The sequence below is a fragment of the Streptomyces sp. NPDC031474 genome (genome assembly GCF_055581185.1).
Map to the genome: position 1 here is coordinate 351744 of NZ_JBVIJX010000007.1, position 24528 is coordinate 376271.

The 24528-nt window shown below is 70.4% G+C and carries 20 protein-coding genes and 1 pseudogene; 17 read left to right on the plus strand and 4 right to left on the minus strand.

What is annotated here, in order from left to right; genetic code table 11:
* Window positions 1-75: 75 nt before the first annotated feature.
* The gene (gene thrS, locus ACZ5SK_RS16830) at window positions 76-2052 is read left to right on the plus strand and encodes a threonine--tRNA ligase (protein ID WP_457493944.1); all 1977 of its coding nucleotides are present in this window, start codon (window positions 76-78) and stop codon (window positions 2050-2052) included.
* A 100-nt stretch (window positions 2053-2152) separates the two neighbouring features.
* Here the strand turns inward: thrS and ACZ5SK_RS16835 are convergent, their stop codons facing one another.
* Window positions 2153-2821, minus strand: a complete 669-nt coding sequence (locus ACZ5SK_RS16835) for a potassium channel family protein (protein ID WP_334583257.1) — start codon at window positions 2819-2821, stop codon at window positions 2153-2155.
* 67 nt (window positions 2822-2888) lie between these two features.
* On the opposite strand from ACZ5SK_RS16835, the gene ACZ5SK_RS16840 reads away from it, so the two are divergent.
* Window positions 2889-3473 carry an HIT family protein gene (locus ACZ5SK_RS16840; protein WP_334583256.1) on the plus strand — a complete coding sequence of 195 codons (585 nt, stop codon included), beginning with the start codon at window positions 2889-2891 and terminating at the stop codon, window positions 3471-3473.
* A gap of 136 nt (window positions 3474-3609) precedes the next feature.
* Here ACZ5SK_RS16840 and ACZ5SK_RS16845 read toward each other — a convergent pair whose 3' ends face one another.
* Both ACZ5SK_RS16845 and ACZ5SK_RS16850 read right to left on the minus strand, forming a co-directional pair.
* Window positions 3610-5262: a hypothetical protein gene (locus tag ACZ5SK_RS16845; protein WP_334583255.1), complete on the minus strand. Its 1653-nt coding sequence runs from the start codon at window positions 5260-5262 to the stop codon at window positions 3610-3612.
* Window positions 5263-5448: 186 nt separating this feature from the next.
* A complete protein-coding gene (locus ACZ5SK_RS16850; protein ID WP_334583254.1) occupies window positions 5449-7644 on the minus strand; it encodes an elongation factor G-like protein EF-G2 in 2196 nt (731 codons plus the stop codon).
* A gap of 233 nt (window positions 7645-7877) precedes the next feature.
* Here ACZ5SK_RS16850 and pgsA point away from each other — a divergent pair.
* The 15 genes and pseudogenes from pgsA to ACZ5SK_RS16925 all read left to right on the plus strand — a co-directional run bounded on the left by pgsA (window position 7878) and on the right by ACZ5SK_RS16925 (window position 23173).
* A pseudogene (pgsA, locus tag ACZ5SK_RS16855) lies at window positions 7878-8637 on the plus strand (phosphatidylinositol phosphate synthase).
* A complete protein-coding gene (locus tag ACZ5SK_RS16860) occupies window positions 8634-9551 on the plus strand; it encodes a phosphatidylinositol mannoside acyltransferase (protein WP_334583253.1) in 918 nt (305 codons plus the stop codon). Before pgsA ends, ACZ5SK_RS16860 begins: the two are co-directional and overlap by 4 nt.
* A complete protein-coding gene (locus tag ACZ5SK_RS16865; protein WP_334583252.1) occupies window positions 9548-10726 on the plus strand; it encodes a glycosyltransferase family 4 protein in 1179 nt (392 codons plus the stop codon). The genes ACZ5SK_RS16860 and ACZ5SK_RS16865 overlap by 4 nt, the downstream gene beginning before the upstream one ends.
* A gap of 44 nt (window positions 10727-10770) precedes the next feature.
* On the plus strand, window positions 10771-11313 hold the full coding sequence (locus tag ACZ5SK_RS16870) for a LemA family protein (protein ID WP_334583251.1): 543 nt from the start codon (window positions 10771-10773) through the stop codon (window positions 11311-11313).
* A 154-nt stretch (window positions 11314-11467) separates the two neighbouring features.
* Entirely contained in the window at window positions 11468-12379 is a 912-nt protein-coding gene (gene pdxS, locus ACZ5SK_RS16875) for a pyridoxal 5'-phosphate synthase lyase subunit PdxS (protein ID WP_079663494.1), read from the plus strand.
* An 8-nt stretch (window positions 12380-12387) separates the two neighbouring features.
* The gene (gene pdxT / locus ACZ5SK_RS16880; RefSeq protein WP_334583250.1) at window positions 12388-12999 is read left to right on the plus strand and encodes a pyridoxal 5'-phosphate synthase glutaminase subunit PdxT; all 612 of its coding nucleotides are present in this window, start codon (window positions 12388-12390) and stop codon (window positions 12997-12999) included.
* Window positions 13000-13047: 48 nt separating this feature from the next.
* Window positions 13048-13800 (plus strand): YebC/PmpR family DNA-binding transcriptional regulator, encoded by a 753-nt coding sequence (locus tag ACZ5SK_RS16885; RefSeq protein WP_334583249.1) that lies wholly within the window; start codon window positions 13048-13050, stop codon window positions 13798-13800.
* Between the two features lie 126 nt (window positions 13801-13926).
* Window positions 13927-14475 (plus strand): crossover junction endodeoxyribonuclease RuvC, encoded by a 549-nt coding sequence (gene ruvC / locus ACZ5SK_RS16890; protein ID WP_468576228.1) that lies wholly within the window; start codon window positions 13927-13929, stop codon window positions 14473-14475.
* Complete coding sequence (gene ruvA / locus ACZ5SK_RS16895; RefSeq protein WP_361701636.1) at window positions 14472-15077, plus strand: Holliday junction branch migration protein RuvA; 606 nt, start codon at window positions 14472-14474, stop codon at window positions 15075-15077. The genes ruvC and ruvA overlap by 4 nt, the downstream gene beginning before the upstream one ends.
* 10 nt (window positions 15078-15087) lie before the next feature.
* Window positions 15088-16182: a Holliday junction branch migration DNA helicase RuvB gene (gene ruvB, locus ACZ5SK_RS16900; RefSeq protein ID WP_361701634.1), complete on the plus strand. Its 1095-nt coding sequence runs from the start codon at window positions 15088-15090 to the stop codon at window positions 16180-16182.
* Between the two features lie 177 nt (window positions 16183-16359).
* Window positions 16360-16854, plus strand: coding sequence for a preprotein translocase subunit YajC (yajC, locus tag ACZ5SK_RS16905; RefSeq protein ID WP_334583245.1), 495 nt, complete (start codon window positions 16360-16362; stop codon window positions 16852-16854).
* 136 nt (window positions 16855-16990) lie between these two features.
* Window positions 16991-18793, plus strand: coding sequence for a protein translocase subunit SecD (secD, locus tag ACZ5SK_RS16910; RefSeq protein WP_334583244.1), 1803 nt, complete (start codon window positions 16991-16993; stop codon window positions 18791-18793).
* Between the two features lie 2 nt (window positions 18794-18795).
* The gene (gene secF, locus ACZ5SK_RS16915; RefSeq protein ID WP_361701819.1) at window positions 18796-19908 is read left to right on the plus strand and encodes a protein translocase subunit SecF; all 1113 of its coding nucleotides are present in this window, start codon (window positions 18796-18798) and stop codon (window positions 19906-19908) included.
* Entirely contained in the window at window positions 19905-20453 is a 549-nt protein-coding gene (locus tag ACZ5SK_RS16920) for an adenine phosphoribosyltransferase (RefSeq protein ID WP_334583243.1), read from the plus strand. Before secF ends, ACZ5SK_RS16920 begins: the two co-directional genes overlap by 4 nt.
* Window positions 20454-20656: 203 nt before the next feature.
* Window positions 20657-23173, plus strand: a complete 2517-nt coding sequence (locus ACZ5SK_RS16925; RefSeq protein WP_334583242.1) for a RelA/SpoT family protein — start codon at window positions 20657-20659, stop codon at window positions 23171-23173.
* 102 nt (window positions 23174-23275) lie between these two features.
* Here the strand turns inward: ACZ5SK_RS16925 and ACZ5SK_RS16930 are convergent, their stop codons facing one another.
* Window positions 23276-24505, minus strand: a complete 1230-nt coding sequence (locus tag ACZ5SK_RS16930; RefSeq protein ID WP_319671189.1) for a DUF349 domain-containing protein — start codon at window positions 24503-24505, stop codon at window positions 23276-23278.
* Between the last annotated feature and the right edge of the window lie 23 nt (window positions 24506-24528).

The following is a 24528-nucleotide window of genomic DNA, read 5'->3' on the forward strand; positions in this document are numbered from 1 at the left end:
GTGCGGGTCGGTACGATCCCCTATTGCGCGCGCTCACGGTATGGCGCCGCACCCACCTTCAGTCAGGAGAGACCGGTGTCAGACGTCCGTGTGATCATCCAACGCGATTCCGAGCGGGAAGAGCGCACGGTGACGACGGGCACCACGGCCGCCGACCTCTTCGCCGGCGAGCGCTCGATCATCGCCGCGCGCGTGGCCGGCGAGCTCAGGGACCTGTCGTACGTGCTCGCCGACGGCGAGGAGGTCGAGGGCGTGGAGATCTCCTCCCAGGACGGCCTCAACATCCTGCGCCACTCCACCGCGCACGTGATGGCCCAGGCCGTGCAGGAGCTCTTCCCCGAGGCCAAGCTGGGCATCGGCCCGCCGGTCAAGGACGGCTTCTACTACGACTTCGACGTCGAGAAGCCGTTCACGCCCGAGGACCTCAAGGCCGTCGAGAAGAAGATGCAGGAGATCCAGAAGCGCGGGCAGAAGTTCGCGCGTCGTGTGGTCACCGACGAGGCCGCCCGCGAGGAGCTCGCCGACGAGCCCTACAAGCTGGAGCTGATCGGCCTCAAGGGCTCGGCCTCCAGCGACGACGGCGCGGACGTCGAGGTCGGCTCCGGCGAGCTGACCATCTACGACAACCTCGACGCCAGGACCGGCGACCTGTGCTGGAAGGACCTCTGCCGCGGTCCCCACCTGCCCACCACCCGCAACATCCCGGCGTTCAAGCTGATGCGCAACGCGGCCGCCTACTGGCGCGGCAGCGAGAAGAACCCCATGCTCCAGCGCATCTACGGCACCGCCTGGCCCTCCAAGGAGGAGCTGAAGGCACACCTGGACTTCCTCGCCGAGGCCGAGAAGCGCGACCACCGCAAGCTCGGCTCCGAGCTCGACCTGTTCTCCATCCCGGAGCAGATCGGCTCCGGCCTCGCCGTCTTCCACCCCAAGGGCGGCATCATCCGCCGGGTCATGGAGGACTACTCGCGCCGCCGGCACGAGGAGGAGGGCTACGAGTTCGTCTACACCCCGCACGCGACGAAGGGGAAGCTCTTCGAGACGTCCGGCCACCTGGACTGGTACGCCGACGGCATGTACCCGCCCATGCAGCTCGACGAGGGCGTGGACTACTACCTCAAGCCCATGAACTGCCCGATGCACAACCTGATCTTCGATGCGCGCGGCCGCTCCTACCGTGAACTGCCGCTGCGCCTCTTCGAGTTCGGGACCGTGTACCGGTACGAGAAGTCGGGCGTCGTGCACGGCCTCACGCGCGCGCGTGGCTTCACGCAGGACGACGCGCACATCTACTGCACCCGCGAGCAGATGTCGGAGGAGCTCGACAAGACGCTCACCTTCGTCCTGAACCTGCTGCGCGACTACGGCCTGACCGACTTCTACCTGGAGCTGTCCACCAAGGACCCGGAGAAGTTCGTCGGCACCGACGAGGCCTGGGAGGAGGCGACCGAGACGCTGCGCCAGGTCGCCGAGAAGCAGGGCCTCCCGCTCGTTCCCGACCCGGGCGGCGCCGCCTTCTACGGGCCGAAGATCTCCGTCCAGACCAAGGACGCCATCGGCCGCACCTGGCAGATGTCGACCATCCAGCTCGACTTCAACCTGCCCGAGCGCTTCGACCTGGAGTACACGGGACCGGACGGCGCCAAGCAGCGCCCGGTCATGATCCACCGCGCGTTGTTCGGCTCCATCGAGCGGTTCTTCGCGGTGCTCCTGGAGCACTACGCGGGCGCCTTCCCGGCGTGGCTGGCCCCGGTCCAGGCGATCGGCATCCCGATCGGCGACGGGCACGTGGAGTATCTGGAGAAGTTCGCCGCGGCCGCGAAGAAGCAGGGGCTGCGGGTGGAGGTCGACTCCTCCTCCGACCGTATGCAGAAGAAGATCCGCAACGCCCAGAAGCAGAAGGTGCCCTTCATGGTCATCGCGGGCGACGAGGACATGTCGGCCGGCTCGGTGTCCTTCCGCTACCGCGACGGCTCGCAGGAGAACGGCATCCCCTTCGACGAGGCCATCGCGAAGATCGCGAAGGTCGTCGAGGAGCGGACGCAGGTCTGATCCCTCCTGATCCGGTGCGATCCGGTGCGATCCGGTTCGGTGCGATCCGGTTCGGTGCGATCCGGTGCGATCCGGCGTTACGAAGGGCCTCCGGGGAGATTCAGCTCCTCGGAGGCCCTTCGCCGTCGCGGCGTTCGCCCTCCAGCGAGAACACCTGCACCAGCCACGACGAGAACGAGCCCGTCACCGCGCCCAGCAGCGCCAGCCCGCACGCCATCAGGCCCACCGCGATCGCCCGGCCACCGGTCGTGACCGGGACGACATCGCCGTAGCCGACCGTGGTCAGCGTTGCGCACGCCCACCACAGGGCGTCCCCGAAGGTGTGCATCTGGGTGCCCGGCGCCCCCCGCTCCTGGTCGTAGACGGCGAGCGAGCACGCGAAGCCGAGCAGGACCGTCGTCACCCCGGCATAGGCGATCACGCGCGCGTACAGCGACAGCCGGGGTTCACCGCGCCGGCGCTGGACGGCCTCGTACAGCCTGACCACCCGCAGCGGGCGCAGCAGCGGCAGGACGACGACCACGGTGTCCAGCTTGTGCGCGGGGACGAAGCGCAGTCGCTGTCCGCTGATCCGCCAGCGCACCGCGTAGTCGACCACGAACATCGACCAGGCGAGGCACATCACGGCCGTGCACACGTCCCGCCACGCTGTCGGCAGGCCCTGGGCGAGGACCAGGACGGCGTACATGGCGAGGAACACCAGTGAGGCGAAGGCGAGGGGGATCTCGACGCGCTGCGCCCAGCGGGTCTGACGGCTGTCTTCGTCCATCGGCCCAGCTTGGCCCGCGTGGCTTTTCGCGGAACCCCGGCGACACGCCGCGAACGGGCGAAGCCATATGCTGCCTTGCATGACGAGTGAGCCGGAGCAGCAGATCGGAGTGGGGACGCAGGACGCGTTCCAGCGCCTGTGGACGCCCCACCGGATGGCGTACATCCAGGGCGAGAACAAGCCGACCGGCCCGGGGGCCGAGGACGGCTGCCCGTTCTGCTCGATCCCGGCGAAGTCCGACGAGGACGGGCTGATCGTCCGGCGCGGTGAGCATGTGTACGCGGTGCTGAACCTCTACCCGTACAACGGCGGCCACCTGATGACCGTCCCCTACCGGCACGTGGCCGACTACACCGATCTGACGGTGCCCGAGACCGCGGAGCTCGCCGAGCTGACCAAGCAGGCGATGACGGCCCTGCGCACCGCGTCCGGCGCGCACGGTTTCAACATCGGCATGAACCAGGGGACCGTCGCGGGCGCCGGCATCGCCGCTCACCTCCACCAGCACATCGTGCCCCGCTGGGGCGGCGACACCAACTTCATGCCGGTGGTCGGCCACACGCGCGTGCTGCCGCAACTCCTCGCGGACACGAGGAAAATGCTGGCAGAGGCCTGGCCGACAGCTGCTTCCAGCAGCCCGTCCGGCGTCTGAGGACGAGGCCGGCTCTAACAGCCCGTCCGGCGTTTGAGGACGAGGCCCCTCAAGGGCGGAGGGGGTCTGGGGGCACGGCCCCCAGGTACGGCCCCCCAGCCCACCCGCACGAAAACCCGGCCCAACCGCCGGAGGCCTACGCGTCGTAGGTGTCCGCCTTCTTCGGAGACACCTCCTGGACCGCCCCGCTCAGGGCAGCCGCCCGCGAGCTGAACTTGTCCACGTCCACGTCATGCTCGCGGAGCACCCTCAGCGTCGCCCTGTGCACCGCGCGCAGCACCGGCGTCGCCGCGCGCAGCGCGTCGTCGGCCATGAAGCGGTGCCTCCAGGGCTGGTCCGCCCAGGCATGCCGCAGGCCGAAGGGCTCGGGCAGGCCTATGGAGCCGCCGAGCCACTTCAGCACGGGCGGATACCAGCTGATCGTGGCGCGCGCGGCGAGCCGGACGACCTCGTCGGCGGTGACCAGCGGCAGCTTGACCTTCCGGGTCTCCCAGAAGCGGACGGTCTTGGCGACCTCCTTGGTGGGCGCCGTCGGCTTGGCGCTGAACAGTCCGTTGACCGGCCCCAGGGCATGCCCGGTGACCTCGATGCGCAGGGTCTCCTTGAGCACCGTGACGGTGATCATCAGGGTCAGGATCAGATTGCCGTTCCACAGGTGCGGCCACTGCACGCCCAGGTAGTGGCGGTCGCCGCTGTCGAACTGCTGGTTGTTGCAGATGTCCTCCACGGCCCTGGGCTTGACCTGGTAGGCCTCGACGTCGGTCCCTTCGGGCCTGGACACCTCCTTGGCGCCCTCGCCCACATGCGTGACGATCCAGTGCCGTACCTGGGGCTCCGGGAAGCCGCCGGTCTTCAGACTCTGCCGGTGCAGCACACTCAGCTCGTCGTGGATCGCCCGGACCACGGTCCAGCTGCGGAACTCGTGGATGCCCTTGACGGGGTCGAGCGGCGCCAACTCCTCCGCGAGGTGCCAGGAGCCCCAGCGGGTGCCCATGCCGAGGATGCCCTTGGGACCGGCGTAGAAGACCGAGTTGGACTGCTGTTCGGCGCTGAGCCTGGCCAGGGACTGCCGCAGCTGCTCGGCCGCGGCCTGGTCGGGACTGGTCGGCACCGCCTCGGGGACCTTCGCCCCGACGGTGCCGCCCGAGAGCAGGCCGTCCCAGGCCTCGCGCAGGTCCTTCGCGGTGCTCTCGCAGACCCGCTTGGCCAGGAACCAGCCGGCCACGGGGGCCACGATGCACCCGCGCGCGTACCACCCGGCCAAGCCGGTGAACGGCATCCGGACCAGGAAGATCACGGCGAGGGCGCCGACGGCGACCAGCAGGCCGGTGCCGAGCCCGGATATCCGCTTGTTGTCCGTCCTGCCCATGGTGGCGCGGAGCTGGAAGACGAGCAGCCAGACCAGCAGGCCGGGCAGGAAGAGCACTCCGCACAGCAGCATCAGGGCGGTCAGCTTGGTGTCCCGCTCCCGGCGGATGCGGTTGGCCGCGAGGCAGTGCTCGACGACGACCTGGGGCTCGCTGCCGAAGGACTGGATGAGCGGCGCGCGGCCGACGCCCAGCATGCGGTCGATGACCGCCTGCGAGTACGCCTCACCGAAGTTGGGGCGGAAGATCTTCGCCCACTTCCGGCCGTCCTTGACCGTCGACTGGTGCCACTCGTTGTCGGCCTTCTTGATCTCCTCCATCGGGGTGTCCCGGTAGGCCGCCGAAGCCAGTGCGAACGTCGGGGCACCGCCCGCGCCGCCCGCCCGGGGCACCTGTGGCCCGAAGAAGTCCTCCACGGTCATTCCCGCCCCCACTCGCCGCCGTCCCGCTCCTGCGGCTTTCCCGACTTCCGTACTCCGCACACCTGTTGATCAGGTCATCAGGGTAGCCCCAGCCACTGACATGCGTCGGCGGACGACCGAAGCCGCCCGCCGATGTGGAGGATCATCTTCCACACGCGTCACTTGAGTGGGGACCAGCCCCAACCGTCAGCTGTCCTGCGCCTGTTGGCGCAGCTTCTCGGCCACCTGCGGCGGCATCGGCTCGTGCCGGGCATAGGCGCGGTGGAAGCGGGCCGTGCCGTGCGAGAGGGAACGCAGATCGACGGCGTACCGGCCGATCTCGATCTCGGGGACCTCGGCCCGTACGAGCGTGCGCCCGCCGCTGGTCTGTTCCGTGCCCAGCACCCGGCCGCGCCGCCCCGACAGGTCGCTCATCACGGCGCCCACATAGGCGTCGCCGACCAGGACGGTCACCTCGGCCACCGGCTCGAGGAGATGGATCCGGGCGTCGGCGGCCGCCTCCCGCAGGGCGAGCGCGCCGGCCGTCTGGAACGCGGCGTCGGAGGAGTCCACCGAGTGCGCCTTGCCGTCGAGCAGCGTGATCCGGACGTCGACCAGCGGATGCCCGGCCGCCAGCCCCTTCGCAGCCTGGGCCCGTACGCCCTTCTCGACGGACGGGATGAACTGGCGCGGCACCGCGCCGCCGACGACCTTGTCCACGAACTCGATGCCCGAGCCGCCCGGCAGCGGTTCCACCTCGATCTCGCAGATCGCGTACTGGCCGTGCCCGCCGGACTGCTTCACATGCCGTCCGCGCCCGGCGGACTTCGCCGCGAACGTCTCCCGCAGGGAGACCTTGTGCGGGACGACGTCGACCTGGACGCCGTAGCGGGAGCGCAGTCGCTCCAGGGCGACGTCCGAGTGGGCCTCGCCGAGGCACCACAGGACCACCTGGTGGGTGTGCTGGTTCTGCTCCAGGCGCATCGTCGGGTCCTCGGCGACCAGCCGGCCCAGACCCTGGGAGAGCTTGTCCTCGTCGGCCTTGCTGTGCGCCTGGATGGCGAGCGGAAGCAGCGGGTCGGGCATCTGCCAGGGCTCCATCAAGAGCGGGTCGTCCTTGGCGGAGAGCGTGTCGCCGGTCTCCGCGCGGCCGAGTTTCGCCACGCACGCGAGGTCGCCCGCGATGGCGTGCGTCAGGACCCGCTGCTGCTTTCCGAACGGCGCGGACAGCGCGCCGATGCGTTCGTCCACGTCGTGGTCCTCGTGCCCGCGGTCGGCCAGGCCGTGCCCGGAGACGTGGACGGTCTCGTCGGGGTGCAGGGTGCCGGAGAAGACGCGCACGAGGGAGACGCGGCCGACGTAGGGGTCGGAGGAGGTCTTCACGACCTCCGCGACGAGCGGCCCGTCCGGATCGCAGCGCTTCAGCTCGCGCGGGGCGCCGTCGACGGTCGTCACGCGCGGCGCCTCGCGCTCCAGGGGCGTCGGGAAGCCCCTGGTGACCAGCTCCAGCAGCTCGACCGTGCCGAGACCCTGGCGGGCGCCGTCGGCGGCGGGGGTGGCCGCCAGGACGGGGAAGAACGTGCCGCGCGCGACGGCCCGCTCCAGGTCCTCGATGAGCGTCTTGACGTCGATCTGCTCGCCGCCGAGGTAGCGGTCCATGAGGGTCTCGTCCTCGCTCTCGGCGATGATCCCCTCGATCAGCCGGTTGCGGGCCTCCTCGAGGCCCGGCAGCTGGTCCTCGCCCGGCTCGGCCTCCTTGCGTTCGCCGGAGGAGTAGTCGAACAGTTTCTGGGACAGCAGCCCGGTCAGCCCGGTCACGGACGCGTGCCCGTCCGGGCCCTCGGGTCCGCGCAGCGGCAGATACAGCGGCAGCACCGCGTCCGGATCGTCGCCGCCGAAGGCCTCCGCGCACGTGCGGGTCATCTCCTCGAAGTCCGCGCGGGCGGCCTCCAGGTGCGTGACCACGATCGCGCGGGGCATGCCGACGGCCGCGCACTCGTCCCACACCATGCGGGTCGAGCCGTCCACGCCGTCCGACGCCGAGACGACGAAGAGGGCCGCGTCCGCTGCGCGCAGACCGGCCCTGAGTTCCCCGACGAAGTCGGCGTATCCGGGGGTGTCGAGAAGGTTGATCTTGATGCCGTCCCATTCGACGGGCACCAGGGAGAGCTGCACCGAGCGCTGCTGCCGGTGCTCGATCTCGTCGTAGTCGGAGACGGCGGTGCCGTCCTCCACACGGCCCGCGCGGTTGACCGCTCCCGCCGTGAGCGCGAGTGCTTCCACCAAGGTCGTCTTGCCGGATCCGGAGTGGCCGACCAGCACCACATTCCGTACGGACGCGGGGTGGTCGGCCGCTGTAGCCCTGCCGGCGGCTCCGGGGTGTGCGTTTGCCTTGTCGCCCATTTCCTTGCCTCCCGTGCACGGTGAGGTCACTGGGGCGCGGGCACCACGGCCCCGCGTGCGATGGCGGCTCCGGCGACGCCCGCGGTCCTTCGAGCTTTCCACTCCCGTCACCGCGCGTCCATACGGCGGACGCGACCCGGCCGTGACCCCGATGCCGTCGGCCCGTGCCGCGGGGTGCCTGTGACACGGGGGTCCGGGTGCCCGACCGTCGCACACACGCGCGCGTGGCTACGATGGGCCAGCCGGTGGCCAGCAGGGGCCGCGCGGCCACACCGAACCCTCGGGAAGGCCATGCTGAACAAGTACGCGCGTGCATTCTTCACGCGTGTCCTCACACCGTTCGCCGCGTTTCTCATCCGCCGGGGCGTGAGCCCGGACACGGTCACGCTCCTCGGCACCGCCGGAGTGATGGCGGGCGCGCTGGTCTTCTTCCCGCGGGGGGAGTTCTTCTGGGGCACGATCGTCATCACGCTCTTCGTCTTCTCCGACCTCGTCGACGGCAACATGGCGCGCCAGCTGGGCCGCACCAGCCGCTGGGGGGCCTTCCTGGACTCCACGCTGGACCGGGTCGCCGACGGCGCGATCTTCGGCGGCTTCGCGCTCTGGTACGCGGGCAACGGCGACGACAACGTCCTGTGCGCCGTGTCGATCTTCTGTCTGACCAGCGGCCAGGTGGTGTCGTACACGAAGGCGCGCGGCGAGTCGATCGGGCTGCCGGTCGCCGTCAACGGGCTCGTGGAGCGCGCGGAACGGCTCGTGATCTCCCTGGTCGCGGCCGGTCTGGCGGGGCTGCACACGTTCGGCGTGCCCGGCATCCAGGTGCTGCTGCCGATCGCGCTGTGGATCGTCGCCGCCGGCAGCCTGGTCACGCTGATCCAGCGGGTGGTCACGGTGCGGCGGGAGTCGGCCGAGGCGGAGGCCGCCGCGGCGCAGGAGGGCCAGGGACACGAGGCCCGGGGACACGAGGCCCGGGGGAGCGAGGCCGCGAAGTGAGCGCCCAGGAGCGCCTGACCGACGCGCTGTACGGCCTTGGCTGGAGCACCGTCAAGAAGCTCCCCGAGCCCGTCGCCGTGCGTCTCGGGCGCACCGTCGCCGACGTCGCGTGGAAGCGGCGCGGCAAGGGCGTGCAGCGGCTGGAGAGCAACTACGCGCGCGTGGTGCCGGACGCGAGCCCCGAGCGCCTCGCCGAGCTCTCGCGCGCGGGCATGCGCTCCTATCTGCGCTACTGGATGGAGTCCTTCCGGCTGCCGGCCTGGAGCGCGGAGCGCGTCCGCGGCGGCTTCGACCCCAAGGACGTGCACTACCTGACCGACGGCATCGCCTCCGACCGGGGCGTCGTCCTCGCGCTGCCGCACATGGGCAACTGGGACCTGGCCGGCGCCTGGGTCACCACCAAGTTGGAGACGCCGTTCACCACGGTCGCCGAACGCCTCAAGCCGGAGACGCTGTACGACCGGTTCGTCGCCTACCGGGAGGGCCTCGGCATGGAGGTGCTGCCGCACACCGGCGGCGCCGCCTTCGGCACGCTGGCCCGGCGGCTGCGCGACGGCGGCCTGGTCTGTCTGGTCGCCGAGCGCGACCTGTCCGCCTCCGGCGTCGAGGTGGACTTCTTCGGGGACCGGACCCGGATGCCCGCCGGACCGGCCCTGCTCGCCCAGCAGACCGGCGCGCTGCTGCTGCCCGTCACCCTCTGGTACGACGACTCGCCCGTCATGCAGGGGCGCGTGCATCCCCCGATCGAGGTACCCGAGACAGGTACGCGGGCCGAGAAGACGTCTGTCATGACACAGGCGCTGGCAGACGCCTTCGCCACCGGCATCGCCGACCACCCGGAGGACTGGCACATGCTCCAGCGTTTGTGGCTCGCGGACCTGGAACCCCGCCCGTCGGACGGGGACCTCCGTTGAGAATCGGCATCGTCTGCCCGTACTCCTGGGACGTCCCGGGCGGCGTCCAGTTCCACATCCGCGACCTCGCCGAGTACTTCATCCGGCTCGGTCACGAGGTGTCCGTCCTGGCCCCCGCCGACGACGACACCCCGCTGCCGCCGTACGTCGTCTCGGCCGGCCGCGCGGTCCCGGTGCCGTACAACGGCTCGGTGGCCCGGCTCAACTTCGGCTTCCTGTCCGCCGCGCGCGTGCGGCGCTGGCTGCACGACGGCGGGTTCGACGTCGTGCACATCCATGAGCCGACCTCGCCGTCGCTCGGCCTGCTGACCTGCTGGGCGGCGTCCGGACCGATAGTGGCCACCTTCCACACGTCCAACCCCCGCTCGCGCGCCATGATCGCCGCGTACTCGATCCTCCAGGCCGCCCTGGAGAAGATCAGCGCGCGGATCGCGGTCAGCGAGTACGCCCGGCGCACCCTGGTGGAGCACCTCGGCGGGGACGCCGTGGTCATCCCCAACGGCGTCGACGTCGACTTCTTCGCCCGGGCCGAGCCCAACCCCGCCTGGCAGGGCGACACGATCGGCTTCGTGGGGCGCATCGACGAGCCCCGCAAGGGGCTGCCGGTGCTGATCAAGGCCCTGCCGAGGATCTTCGCCGAGCGGCCGGCCGCCCGCCTGCTGGTCGCGGGCCGCGGCGACGAGGAGGAGGCGGTGGCCGGCCTCCCCGAGGAGCTGCACGCGCGCGTGGAGTTCCTCGGCATGGTCAGCGACGAGGACAAGGCACGGTTCCTGCGCAGCGTCGATCTGTACGTGGCGCCCAACACCGGCGGCGAGAGCTTCGGCATCATCCTCGTCGAGGCCATGTCGGCGGGCGCTCCCGTGCTCGCCTCCGACCTCGACGCCTTCGCCCAGGTCCTCGACCAGGGGGCGGCGGGCGAGCTGTTTCCCAACGAGGACGCGGACGCGCTGGCCGAGGCGGCGGTACGGCTGCTGGGCGACCCCGCCCGGCGGGCCGGACTGCGGGAACGGGGCAGTGCCCATGTCCGGCGCTTCGACTGGTCGACCGTCGGCGCGGACATCCTGTCCGTGTACGAGACGGTGACGGCCGGCGCGGCGGCGGTGGCGGCCGACGACGACCGGGGAGCGGCGGGAACAGCCGGCCTGCGGGCCCGGCTCGGGCTGGCGCGGGACTGACCGCTGCCCCGGCGCCGTAGCGCGCCCCGGTAGCCTTGCGGCCCGTGACCGCAACCCTGATCTGGACCCTGGTCGTCCTCGTCGCCGTCGGGCTCTACCTGAGCTGGACGGCGGGGCGGCTGGACCGGCTGCACGCCCGTATCGACGCAGCCCGCGCCGCGCTGGACGCGCAACTGCTGCGCCGGGCCTCCGTGGCCCAGGAACTGGCCACCTCCAAGGTCCTGGACCCGGCCGCCTCGATCGTCCTGTACGAGGCCGCGCACGCCGCACGCCAGGCCGAGGAGGAGCAGCGGGAGGTCGCCGAGAGCGAGCTCAGCCAGGCCCTGCGGGCCGTCTTCGCGGACGCGCGGCAACTGGACGTCGTACGCGAGGCGCCCGGGGGAGACGCGGCGGCCCGCGAGCTGGCGGAGGCCGTCCGCCGGGTTCCCATGGCCCGCCGCTTCCACAACGACGCGGTGGGCGCGGTCCGCCGCCTCCGCGAACACCGCAAGGTCCGCTGGTTCCGCCTGGCCGGCCACGCCCCGTTCCCGATGGCCTTCGAAATGGACGACGAACCCCCGCCGGCCCTGTCCGACCGCGCGAGCTGACCCGGACCGGGAGAACACCGGCCAGGTGAGCGCCGGGTTCGGCGAGAGCAGCGAAAAGGATCCACCGGCTGTTCATTGGCCCTTGCTGTGGACTGGTCCATTCGCGTTTCCTCGGTGGTGCAGAAATCCTCTTTTCAACGAGTGAGGTCACCCCGTGTCCAGCACGATCTCCGAAAACCAGACCCCCGAGACCGGCACCGCGCGCGTGAAGCGCGGGATGGCCGAGCAGCTCAAGGGCGGCGTGATCATGGACGTCGTCACGCCGGAGCAGGCGAAGATCGCCGAGGATGCGGGCGCCGTCGCCGTCATGGCGCTGGAGCGGGTCCCGGCCGACATCCGCAAGGACGGCGGCGTGGCCCGGATGTCCGACCCGGACATGATCGAGGGCATCATCGAGGCCGTGTCCATCCCGGTGATGGCCAAGTCCCGCATCGGCCACTTCGTCGAGGCGCAGGTGCTGCAGTCCCTCGGCGTCGACTACATCGACGAGTCCGAGGTCCTCACCCCGGCCGACGAGGTCAACCACTCCGACAAGTGGGCCTTCACGACCCCCTTCGTCTGTGGCGCCACCAACCTGGGCGAGGCCCTGCGCCGCATCGCCGAGGGCGCCGCGATGATCCGCTCCAAGGGCGAGGCCGGCACCGGCAACGTCGTCGAGGCCGTCCGCCACCTGCGCCAGATCAAGAACGAGATCGCCCGCCTGCGCGGCTACGACAACAACGAGCTGTACGCCGCCGCAAAGGACCTGCGCGCCCCCTACGAGCTGGTCAAGGAGGTCGCCGAGCTCGGCAAGCTCCCGGTGGTGCTGTTCTCCGCCGGCGGTGTCGCCACCCCGGCCGACGCCGCGCTGATGCGCCAGCTCGGCGCCGAGGGCGTCTTCGTCGGCTCCGGCATCTTCAAGTCCGGCGACCCGGCCAAGCGCGCCGCCGCCATCGTGAAGGCCACCACCTTCTACGACGACCCGAAGATCATCGCGGACGCCTCCCGCAACCTGGGCGAGGCCATGGTCGGCATCAACTGCGACACCCTGCCCGAGGCCGAGCGCTACGCCAACCGCGGCTGGTAATCGCCCCCATGAGCAACGAAGCCCCTGTCATAGGCGTCCTGGCCCTCCAGGGCGACGTACGGGAGCACCTCATCGCCCTGGCCGCGGCCGACGCCGTGGCCAGGCCGGTCAGGCGCCCTGAGGAACTCGCCGAGGTCGACGGTCTCGTCATCCCCGGCGGGGAGTCCACCACCATCTCCAAGCTGGCCGTCCTCTTCGGTGTGATGGAGCCCCTACGCGCGCGCGTGCGGAACGGCATGCCCGTCTACGGCACCTGCGCCGGCATGATCATGCTCGCCGACAAGATCCTCGACCCGCGCTCGGGCCAGGAGACCATCGGCGGCATCGACATGATCGTGCGGCGCAACGCCTTCGGCCGCCAGAACGAGTCTTTCGAGGCCGCACTCGACGTGCGCGGCATCACGGGCGATCCTGTGGAGGGCGTCTTCATCCGCGCCCCCTGGGTCGAGTCCGTGGGCGCCAGGACCGAGGTGCTCGCCGAGCACGAGGGTCACATTGTCGCGGTCCGTCAGGGCAACGTGCTCGCCACGTCGTTCCACCCGGAGCTGACCGGCGACCACCGCGTGCACGCCCTGTTCGTCGACATGGTGCGCGCGAACCGCGCGGCGGAGTCCTTGTAGGATCTCTGGGGTTCGTTCATCGATGGGTTACGCGAAGGAGACAGGCAGATGTCCGGCCACTCTAAATGGGCTACGACGAAGCACAAGAAGGCCGTGATCGATGCCAAACGCGGCAAGCTCTTCGCGAAGCTGATCAAGAACATCGAGGTCGCGGCCCGGATGGGCGGCGTCGACATCGAGGGCAACCCGACGCTCTACGACGCCATCCAGAAGGCGAAGAAGCAGTCGGTTCCGAACAAGAACATCGACTCCGCGGTCAAGCGCGGCGGCGGTCTCGAGGCCGGCGGCGCCGACTACGAGACGATCATGTACGAGGGTTACGGCCCCAACGGCGTCGCGGTGCTCATCGAGTGCCTCACCGACAACCGCAACCGCGCCGCCTCCGACGTCCGCGTCGCCATGACCCGCAACGGCGGCTCCATGGCCGACCCGGGCTCGGTGTCCTACCTCTTCAACCGCAAGGGCGTCGTCATCGTCCCCAAGGGCGAGCTGACCGAGGACGACGTGCTCGGCGCGGTCCTCGACGCGGGCGCCGAGGAGGTCAACGACCTCGGTGAGTCCTTCGAGGTCATCAGCGAGGCCACCGACCTGGTCGCGGTCCGCACCGCCCTCCAGGAGGCCGACGTCGACTACGACTCCGCCGAGGCCAACTTCGTCCCGACCATGCAGGTCGAGCTGGACGAGGAGGGCGCGAAGAAGATCTTCAAGCTGATCGACGCACTCGAGGACAGCGACGACGTCCAGAACGTCTTCGCCAACTTCGACGTCAGCGACGAGGTCATGGAGAAGGTCGACGCGTAGGGCTGCCGCGAACTGAGCGGATCCGTCGGGCCGGTGGGGACACGTCCTACCGGCCCGACGTCGTTGTCAGTGCCGGCGGATAGCCTGGCGACCATCGGAGATCTTCAGCTGCGAAAGGGTGGGGGCGTGCGCGTACTCGGGGTGGACCCCGGACTGACGCGGTGCGGTGTCGGTGTCGTCGAGGGGGTCGCGGGCCGGCCGCTCACCATGCTCGGCGTCGGTGTCGTCCGCACGCCCGCGGACGCCGAGTTGGGGCAGCGCCTGGTCGCCGTGGAGCAGGGCATCGAAAGCTGGCTGGAGAAGTACCGGCCCGAATTCGTCGCCGTGGAGAGGGTGTTCAGCCAGCACAACATGCGCACGGTCATGGGCACCGCCCAGGCCAGCGCCGTCGCCATGCTGTGCGCCGCCCGCCGCGGCATCCCCGTCGCCCTGCACACCCCCAGCGAGGTCAAGGCCGCCGTCACCGGCAGCGGGCGCGCGGACAAGGCACAGGTCGGTGCCATGGTCACGCGTCTGCTCCGGCTCGACGCCCCGCCCAAGCCGGCCGACGCCGCCGACGCCCTCGCGCTCGCCATCTGCCACATCTGGCGCGCCCCCGCGCAGAACCGACTTCAGCAGGCCGTCGCCCTGCACGCAGCCAAAGCACCGATGACATCGAAAGGCCGTACGGCATGATCGCCTTCGTCAGCGGCACGGTCGCCGCACTCGCTCCCGACCTCGCGGTGGTCGAGGTGGGCGGTGTGGGCATGGCCGTCCAGTGCACCCCGAACACGCTGTCCACCCTCCGGCTCGGCCGGCCGGCCAAGCTCGCCACCTCCCTCGTCGTACGGGAGGACTCGCTGACCCTGTACGGCTTCGTGGACGACGACGAACGCCAGGTCTTCGAGCTGCTGCAGACCGCGAGCGGGGTCGGCCCCAGGCTGGCCCAGGCCATGCTGGCGGTGCACACCCCGGACGCCCTGCGCCGAGCGGTGGCCGCGGGGGACGAGAAGGCGCTCATGGCGGTCCCGGGCATCGGCAAGAAGGGCGCGCAGAAGCTGCTGCTGGAGTTCAAGGACCGGCTGGGCGCGCCGGTGGGCGCCCCCGCGGTCGGCGCGCCGGTCACCAGCGGCTGGCGCGACCAGCTGCACGCCGCCCTGATCGGCCTCGGGTACGCCACCCGCGAGGCCGACGAGGCGGTCCTCGCCGTGACCCCGCAGGCCGAGGCCGCCGACGGCGCGCCGCAGGTGGGCCACCTGCTGAGGGCCGCCCTGCAGACCCTGAACCGCGCCCGCTAGGAGAACAGCAGTGAACTGGGACGACACGACCGACGAGAGTGCCCCCGAGCAGCTCGTCGGCCCCGCCGCGGACCGGCTGGTGGGCTCTGTCGCCGACGGTGAGGACCAGGCCGTCGAGGCCGCCCTGCGCCCCAAGGACCTGGGCGAGTTCATCGGCCAGGAGAAGGTCCGCGAACAGCTCGACCTGGTCCTGCGCGCCGCACGCGCGCGTGGCGCGACCGCCGACCACGTGCTGCTCTCCGGCGCCCCCGGCCTCGGCAAGACCACCCTCTCGATGATCATCGCCGCCGAGATGGGCGCCCCGATCCGCATCACCTCCGGCCCCGCCATCCAGCACGCAGGCGACCTCGCCGCGATCCTCTCCTCCCTCCAGGAGGGCGAGGTCCTCTTCCTCGACGAGATCCACCGCATGTCGCGGCCCGCCGAGGAGATGCTCTACATGGCGATGGAGGACTTCCGCGTCGACGTCATCGTCGGCAAGGGCCCCGGCGCCACCGCCATCCCCCTCGAACTGCCCCCCTTCACCCTGGTCGGCGCCACCACGCGCGCGGGCCTGCTGCCGCCCCCGCTGCGCGACCGCTTCGGCTTCACCGCGCACATGGAGTTCTACGAGCCGGCCGAACTGGAGCGCGTCATCCACCGCTCCGCGAACCTCCTCGATGTCGAGATCGACACCGACGGCGCCGCCGAGATCGCCGGCCGCTCCCGCGGCACCCCCCGGATCGCCAACCGTCTGCTGCGCCGCGTCCGCGACTACGCGCAGGTCAAGGCCGACGGGATCATCACCCGCGAGATCGCGGAGGCTGCCCTGAAGGTCTACGAGGTGGACGGCCGCGGTCTGGACCGGCTGGACCGCGCGGTCCTGAAGGCCCTGCTCAAACTGTTCGGCGGCGGCCCGGTCGGCCTGTCCACCCTCGCCGTCGCGGTGGGGGAGGAGCGAGAAACCGTGGAGGAGGTCGCCGAACCCTTCCTCGTGCGGGAGGGGCTACTGGCGCGTACACCGCGCGGGCGGGTGGCGACCCCGGCCGCGTGGACGCACCTCGGCCTCACCCCGCCCCGCCCCCCGGCCCAGGGAAGTGGACAACAGGACCTGTTCGGTCCGTGAGACGCAGGGCTACGGCGGGGGCATTGGCCGGGTCAGGAACCCAGGTGCCATGCTGAGCGTTGTTCCATGCATGCGGACTCGCTTAGACTCCGCCGATGCCGCAGTTGTCGGCAGCACACAACCCCCATCCATCAGGCCGCTCAAACCATCGCGGTCGTTTGAAGGAAGTTCCGTCCCGTGAGTCCTGTGACCCTCCTCCCGTTCATCGTGCTCATCGGGGCCATGTTCCTGATGACCCGGTCGGCCAAGAAGAAGCAGCAACAGGCCGCCAACATGCGTAACGATTTGCAGCCCGGCAGTGGTGTCCGCACCATCGGGGGCATGTACGCGACGGTCAAGGAGGTCAACGACGACACGATCCTCCTCGATGCGGGGCCGGGCGTGGAACTGCTCTTCGCGAAGAACGCGATCGGCGCCGTCCTGACCGACGACGAGTACAACCGCATCGTCCACGGCGTCGAGCACGACCTGAAGTCCGACTCCGACATCGTCCCGGACGACGCCTCCTCCCTCACCGAGACCGACGAGCCCGCCGACGAAGCTGCCGCCGCCTCCGACGACAAGCCCGTCGACCTCGGTAAGAAGGACGAGCCCGAAGCGGCCGAGGAGAAGGCCGCCGAGGCCGACGAAGAGCCGAAGAAGACCGACGGCGACTCCGACGCGAAGAAGTAGCCACGTCCCCGGCGCGTACACGGGTCGCACCCGTCCGTGCCGGGGCGCGCGCATCTCGCCAGGGGATCCCGACACCATGTCATGGCCGCCGCCGCGCTGACCCGGCGCGAGGCGGCCCGAGAGGGAGTACGAGAAGGTGGCAGCACCTAAGAAGGGCCGGAGCGCGAGTGCCCAGAGCAAGCCAGGGCGCTCGCTGGCCCTGATCCTGATCGCCATCGCGGGGCTCACCGGAGGCATGTTCGCCTCCGGTCACACCACTCCGCGTCTCGGCATCGACCTTGCCGGCGGTACCAGCATCACGCTGGAGGCGAAGCCCGAACCGGGATCCACGATCAACAAGTCCAACATGAACACCGCGGTCGAGATCATGAACCGCCGTGTCAACGGGCTGGGCGTCTCCGAGGCGGAGGTGCAGACCCAGGGCGAGCGCAACATCATCGTGAACATCCCCAAGGGCACCAACTCCGACGAAGCCCGCCAGCAGGTCGGCACCACCGCCAAGCTGTACTTCCGTCCGGTCCTGGCCCAGGAGGCCACCGGCTCCGCCGCCACCCCCGCACCGAGCGCGTCCCCGAGCACCACCGCGAGCGGCTCGGCCGGCGCCTCGCCGAGCTCGTCGCCGAGCCCTTCGGCGACCGCCTCCGGCACCGGCGAGAAGGCGACCTCCTCGACGTCCCCGTCGGCCACAGCCACCTCGCAGGGCCGCGCCGTCACCGACGCGCTGAAGGCGGACGCCACCCCGTCGGCCTCCGCCGGCACCAAGGCGAGCGCCTCCCCCAGCCCGTCGGCCCCCGCGAGCGGCGGCGCCACCACGCCCCAGGACGCCGCGCTCCAGGCCAAGTACGCGGCCCTGAACTGCTCCGACAAGGCGGCCCGCACCAAGACCGGCGAAGGCGTCAAGCCCGGCGACCCGACCGTGGCCTGCGGTGAGATCGACAAGGTCTGGTACAAGTACCTCCTCGGCCCGGCCGCCGTCGACGGCACCGACGTCAAGAAGGCCCAGGCCGTCTTCGACACGCAGGGCGCCGCCGGCTGGCAGGTCACCATGGACTTCACGTCCAAGGGTTCCAAGAAGTTCGCCACCATCACCGGGCAGCTCGCACAGAACACCCAGCCGCAGAACGAGTTCGCCATCGTGCTCGACGGCGACGTCGTCTCCAGCCCGTTCGTGCAGAACGCGATCACCGGCGGCCAGGCCCAGATCTCCGGCAGCTTCCAGCAGCAGGAGGCCCAGGGCCTCGCCAACATGCTGTCCTACGGTGCGCTTCCGCTCTCCTTCAAGGAGCAGAGCGTGACCACGGTGACCGCGGCGCTCGGCGGTGACCAGCTGCACGCCGGTCTGCTCGCCGGCGCCATCGGCCTCGCCCTGGTCGTCATCTACCTGGTGGCGTACTACCGGGGTCTCGCGCTCGTCGCGCTCGCCTCGCTGCTGGTCTCCGCAGCTCTCACCTACGTCCTCATGTCCCTGCTCGGCCCGGCGATCGGCTTCGCGCTGAACCTCCCGGCCGTCTGTGGCGCCATCGTCGCCATCGGCATCACAGCGGACTCGTTCATCGTGTACTTCGAACGCGTCCGGGACGAGATCCGTGAGGGCCGCACCCTGCGTCCCGCCGTCGAGCGGGCCTGGCCGCGCGCCCGGCGCACCATCCTGGTCTCCGACTTCGTGTCGTTCCTCGCCGCCGCCGTGCTCTTCATCGTCACCGTCGGCAAGGTCCAGGGCTTCGCGTTCACGCTGGGTCTGACCACCGTCCTCGACGTGGTCGTGGTCTTCTTCTTCACCAAGCCGCTGATGACGCTCATCGCCCGCCGCAAGTTCTTCGCGAACGGCCACAAGTGGTCCGGGCTCGACCCGAAGAGCCTCGGCGCCCACCCGCCGATTCGCCGCACCCGCCGTCCCGCCGGTCCTGCCGCCGGCCCCGTCGAGACGAAGGAGGCGTGAGCGTGTCGAAACTCGGCAACCTCGGCGCCCGACTGCACCGTGGCGAGGTCAGCTACGACTTCATCGGCCACCGCAAGCTCTGGTACGGCATCTCGATCCTGATCACCATCACGGCCATCCTCGGCCTGGCGGTGCGCGGCCTGAACATGGGCATCGACTTCCAGGGCGGCGCCGTCTTCACCACCGAGAAGACCAGCGTCTCCGTCTCCCAGGCGGAGGACTACGCGAAGTCGGCGTCCGGCCATGACGCGGTCGTGCAGAAGCTCGGCAACGGCACGCTGCGCATCCAGATCGCCGGCATGGACATCAAGCAGTCCACCGTGATCAAGAACGACCTGGCCAAGGACTTCAAGGCCGACCCGGAGACGATCACCGCCGAGCTGGTCGGTCCCAGCTGGGGCGACCAGATCGCCAACAAGGCCTGGCAGGGCCTGGCGATCTTCATGGTCCTCGTCGTGATCTACCTGGCGATCGCCTTCGAGTGGCGCATGGCCATCGCGGCGCTCGTCGCCCTGATCCACGACATCACCATCACCGTCGGCATCTACGCCCTCGTCGGCTTCGAGGTCACGCCCGGCACGGTGATCGGTCTGCTGACGATCCTCGGTTACTCGCTGTACGACACGGTCGTCGTGTTCGACTCCCTCAAGGAACAGACGAAGGACCTCACCAAGCAGACCCGCTTCACCTACAGCGAGATCGCCAACCGCTCGATCAACGGCACCCTGGTCCGGTCCATCAACACCACGGTCGTGGCGCTGCTGCCGGTCGCGGGCCTGCTGTTCATCGGCGGCGGCTTCCTCGGCGCGGGCACGCTCAACGACATCTCGCTGTCGCTGTTCGTCGGCCTCGCGGCCGGCGCCTACTCCTCGATCTTCATCGCCACGCCGCTCGTCGCCGACCTCAAGGAGCGCGAGCCGCAGGTCAAGGCGCTGAAGAAGCGGATCCTCGCCAAGCGCGCCCAGGCGAGGACGGAGGAGCAGCTCGCCGACGGCCGGGGCGACGACGCCTACGACGACGACCGGGAGGACGCCGCTCCCGCGGTCATCGGCCCGCGCAGTCAGCCCGCGTCCCGTGGCCGGGGCCGCGGCCGTCCGTCGGGGAAGCGCCGATGACCGAGGTCACCGACATCACGACCCTGCTGCTCAGCCGCATCCGTGATGTGGCCGACCACCCGGAGCCGGGCGTGATGTTCAAGGACATCACCCCGCTCCTGGCGGACCCGGCTGCGTTCACCGCGCTCACCGACGCGTTCGCCGAGATCGCCGAGCGCACCGGCGCCACCAAGGTCGTCGGCCTGGAGGCCCGGGGCTTCATCCTGGGCGCCCCGGTCGCGGTTCGGGCCGGCCTCGGCTTCATCCCCGTACGCAAGGCGGGCAAGCTCCCCGGAGCGACCCTCGCCCAGGCCTACGACCTGGAGTACGGCTCGGCCGAGATCGAGGTGCACGCCGAGGACCTGACGCCCGAGGACCGGATCCTGATCGTCGACGACGTGCTCGCCACCGGCGGCACCGCCGAGGCGTCGATCCAGCTCATCCATCGCGCGGGCGCCGAGGTCGCGGGCGTCGCCGTCCTGATGGAGCTGAGCTTCCTCGCCGGCCGGCCCCGCCTGGAGGCCGCCCTCGGCGGGGCTCCGCTGGAGTCACTGCTGACCATCTGACGGCGGCCTGCCGACCGTCTGACGACAGTCCGAAAACCGCCGTACGCCAAGCGGGCGGGCCCGGAGGAATCCGGCGCCCGCCCCTTGCGTTTCTCCGGTAGACGGCCCTCACATCGGCCTGAAGGCGATCCCGGAGCCCAGGATCGCTACGATGGGTGCTCCGGAGCCTGACCGGGGACCCGGATCGCGCACGAGGAGTCCTCTTGCCAGACGAGGCCCAGCACCTGACCGCCGCCAAGCCCGAGTCCGCCTCGGCGCCCGCGGCCATGCCCGCGAAGAGCGACCCGCGCGGGCCGGTCGAGCACGACCGTTCCGCGCCCGTCGACAAGCCGGCCGAGCAGCCCCGCCCCAAGCCGGCCCCGGCCGACCGCCCCTCGGCCACGCCCGTCGGCCGCCCGGCCGCCGCCCAGCCGACCGCGCGCTCCGGCTCCTCCAACCGCGTCCGCGCCCGCCTCGCCCGGCTCGGCGTCCAGCGCGCGAACCCCTACAACCCGGTCCTGGAACCGCTGCTGCGGATAGTGCGCAGCAACGACCCCAAGATCGAGACCGCCACTCTGCGCCAGATCGAGAAGTCCTACCAGGTCGCCGAGCGCTGGCACCGCGGTCAGAAGCGCAAGAGCGGCGACCCGTACATCACGCACCCGCTCGCGGTCACCACGATCCTCGCCGAACTCGGCATGGACCCGGCCACCCTCATGGCGGGCCTGCTGCACGACACCGTCGAGGACACCGAGTACGGCCTGGAGGACCTGCGCCGCGACTTCGGCGACCAGGTCGCGCTGCTCGTCGACGGCGTCACCAAGCTGGACAAGGTCAAGTTCGGCGAGGCCGCGCAGGCCGAAACCGTGCGCAAGATGGTCGTCGCCATGGCCAAGGACCCGCGCGTCCTGGTCATCAAGCTCGCCGACCGCCTGCACAACATGCGCACCATGCGCTACCTCAAGCGCGAGAAGCAGGAGAAGAAGGCGCGCGAGACCCTGGAGATCTACGCGCCGCTCGCCCACCGCCTCGGCATGAACACCATCAAGTGGGAACTGGAGGACCTCGCCTTCGCGATCCTCTACCCCAAGATGTACGACGAGATCGTACGGCTGGTGGCCGAGAGGGCACCGAAGCGTGACGAGTATCTGGCCATAGTGACCGACGAGGTCCAGGCCGACCTGCGCGCCGCCCGCATCAAGGCGACCGTCACCGGGCGCCCGAAGCACTACTACAGCGTCTACCAGAAGATGATCGTCCGCGGCCGTGACTTCGCGGAGATCTACGACCTGGTGGGCATCCGTGTCCTCGTCGACACCGTCCGCGACTGCTACGCGGCCCTCGGCACCGTGCACGCGCGATGGAACCCGGTCCCCGGCCGGTTCAAGGACTACATCGCGATGCCCAAGTTCAACATGTACCAGTCGCTGCACACGACGGTCATCGGCCCCAACGGCAAGCCGGTCGAACTCCAGATCCGCACGTTCGACATGCACCGCCGGGCCGAGTACGGCATCGCCGCGCACTGGAAGTACAAGCAGGAGGCCGTCGCCGGCGCCTCCAAGGTGCGCTCGGACCAGCCGCGGACCACCGGCAAGGACGACCACCTCAACGACATGGCGTGGCTGCGCCAGCTCCTGGACTGGCAGAAGGAGACGGAGGACCCCGGCGAGTTCCTGGAGTCCCTGCGCTTCGACCTGTCACGCAACGAGGTCTTCGTCTTCACGCCGAAGGGTGACGTGATAGCGCTGCCTGCCGGCGCCACGCCCGTGGACTTCTCGTACGCGGTGCACACCGAGGTGGGCCACCGCACCATAGGAGCCCGGGTCAACGGCCGCCTCGTGCCGCTGGAGTCGACCCTGGACAACGGCGACCTGGTGGAGGTCTTCACCTCCAAGGCGGCCGGGGCCGGGCCGTCCCGGGACTGGCTGAACTTCGTGAAGTCGCCGCGCGCCCGCAACAAGATCCGGGCCTGGTTCTCCAAGGAGCGCCGCGACGAGGCCATCGAGCAGGGCAAGGACGCCATCGCGCGCGCCATGCGCAAGCAGAACCTGCCGATCCAGCGCATCCTCACCGGCGACTCGCTGGTCACGCTGGCCCACGAGATGCGCTACCCGGACATCTCCTCGCTGTACGCGGCGATCGGCGAGGGCCATGTGGCCGCGCAGAACGTCGTGCAGAAGCTGGTGCAGGCCCTCGGCGGCGAGGAGGCGGCCACCGAGGAGATCGACGAGGCGGTTCCGCCGTCCCGCACCCGTGGCCGCAAGCGGCGCAGCAACCAGGACCCGGGTGTGGTCGTCAAGGGCGTCGACGACGTGTGGGTCAAGCTGGCCCGGTGCTGTACGCCCGTGCCCGGCGACCCGATCATCGGATTCGTCACACGCGGTAGTGGCGTATCGGTTCACCGCAGCGACTGCGTCAACGTGGAGTCACTGTCCCGCGAGCCGGAGCGGATCCTCGACGTCGAGTGGGCGCCGACGCAGTCCTCGGTCTTCCTGGTCGCCATCCAGGTCGAGGCGCTGGACCGCTCCCGTCTGCTGTCGGACGTCACGCGGGTCCTGTCCGACCAGCACGTCAACATCCTGTCCGCGGCCGTCCAGACCTCCCGTGACCGGGTGGCCACCTCCCGCTTCACGTTCGAGATGGGCGACCCCAAGCACCTGGGACACGTCCTGAAGGCCGTCCGCGGGGTCGAGGGCGTCTACGACGTGTACCGGGTGACGTCGGCACGCAGGCCCTGACGCAAGCCCGGGGGCGATCCCGGGAGAAGGCAACGCGAAACGGCCCGGCGGTGGTCTCCCACCGCCGGGCCGTTTCGCGTCGAAGAGAATCCGGCCGAACGACTAGCCGCCGAACTCGTGCAGGCCCTTCAGCGCCTGGTCCAGCAGCGCCTGGCGACCCTCCAGCTCCCGCTCCAGCTTGTCGGCCTTCGCCGAGTTGCCCTGGGCGCGAGCCTGCTCGATCTGCGTCCGCAGCTTGTCCACGGCGGCCTGGAGCTGACCGGTCAGACCCTCGGCACGCGCGCGTGCCTCCGGGTTCGTCCGGCGCCACTCGGCCTCCTCGGACTCCTGGATCGCCCGCTCCACCGCGTGCATCCGGCCCTCGACCTTCGGCCGTGCGTCGCGCGGGACGTGGCCGATGGCCTCCCAGCGTTCGTTGATCGAGCGGAACGCGGCCCGCGTCGCCTTCAGGTCACCGATCGGCAGGAGCTTCTCGGCCTCCTCGGCGAGCTCCTCCTTGAGCTTCAGGTTCTCCGTCTGCTCCGCGTCCCGCTCGGCGAAGACCGAGCTGCGGGCGGCGAAGAAGACGTCCTGGGCGCCGCGGAAGCGGTTCCACAGGTCGTCTTCGTGCTCGCGCTGGGCGCGGCCCGCCGCCTTCCACTCCGCCATCAGCTCGCGGTAGCGCGCGGCCGTCGGACCCCAGTCCGTCGAACCGGACAGCCCCTCGGCCTCGGAGACCAGCCGCTCCTTGATCCGGCGGGCGTCCTCGCGCTGGGCGTCCAACTGCGCGAAGTGCGCCTTGCGACGCTTGGAGAACGCCGAACGCGCGTGCGAGAACCGGTGCCACAGCTCGTCGTCCGACTTGCGGTCCAGCCGCGGCAGACCCTTCCAGGTGTCCACCAGGGAGCGCAGCCGCTCACCGGCGGCCCGCCACTGGTCGGACTGTGCGAGCTGCTCCGCCTCGATGACCAGGTCCTCCTTGGCCTTGCGGGCCTCGTCGGACTGCTTGGCACGCTGCTGCTTGCGCTCCTCGCGCCGCGACTCGACGGTCGCCACCAGCTTGTCCAGCCGGTCCCGCAGGGCCTGAAGATCGCCGACCGCGTGGTGCGCGTCCACCTGCTCGCGGATGTGGTCGATGGCGACCTGCGCGTCCTTCGCCGACAGATCCGTGGTCTGCACTCGCTTCTCGAGGAGGCCGATCTCGACAACCAGGCCTTCGTACTTGCGCTCGAAGTAGGCCAGGGCTTCCTCGGGGGAGCCTGCCTGCCAGGAACCGACCACCTGCTCGCCGTCGGCCGTACGCACGTACACGGTGCCCGTCTCGTCGACGCGGCCCCACGGGTCGCTGCTCACAGCGCCTCCTCCACATGATGCCT

Bases quoted from the DNA above. Each gene is read 5' to 3' on its own strand.
- ACZ5SK_RS16835 (WP_334583257.1), bottom strand. From the start codon at position 2,821: ATGGACGAAGACAGCCGTCAGACCCGCTGGGCGCAGCGCGTCGAGATC.
- ACZ5SK_RS16840 (WP_334583256.1), top strand. From the start codon at position 2,889: ATGCTGCCTTGCATGACGAGTGAGCCGGAGCAGCAGATCGGAGTGGGG.
- ACZ5SK_RS16845 (WP_334583255.1), bottom strand. From the start codon at position 5,262: ATGACCGTGGAGGACTTCTTCGGGCCACAGGTGCCCCGGGCGGGCGGC.
- ACZ5SK_RS16850 (WP_334583254.1), bottom strand. From the start codon at position 7,644: ATGGGCGACAAGGCAAACGCACACCCCGGAGCCGCCGGCAGGGCTACA.
- pdxT (WP_334583250.1), top strand. From the start codon at position 12,388: ATGAGCAACGAAGCCCCTGTCATAGGCGTCCTGGCCCTCCAGGGCGAC.
- ACZ5SK_RS16885 (WP_334583249.1), top strand. From the start codon at position 13,048: ATGTCCGGCCACTCTAAATGGGCTACGACGAAGCACAAGAAGGCCGTG.
- ruvA (WP_361701636.1), top strand. From the start codon at position 14,472: ATGATCGCCTTCGTCAGCGGCACGGTCGCCGCACTCGCTCCCGACCTC.
- ACZ5SK_RS16920 (WP_334583243.1), top strand. From the start codon at position 19,905: ATGACCGAGGTCACCGACATCACGACCCTGCTGCTCAGCCGCATCCGT.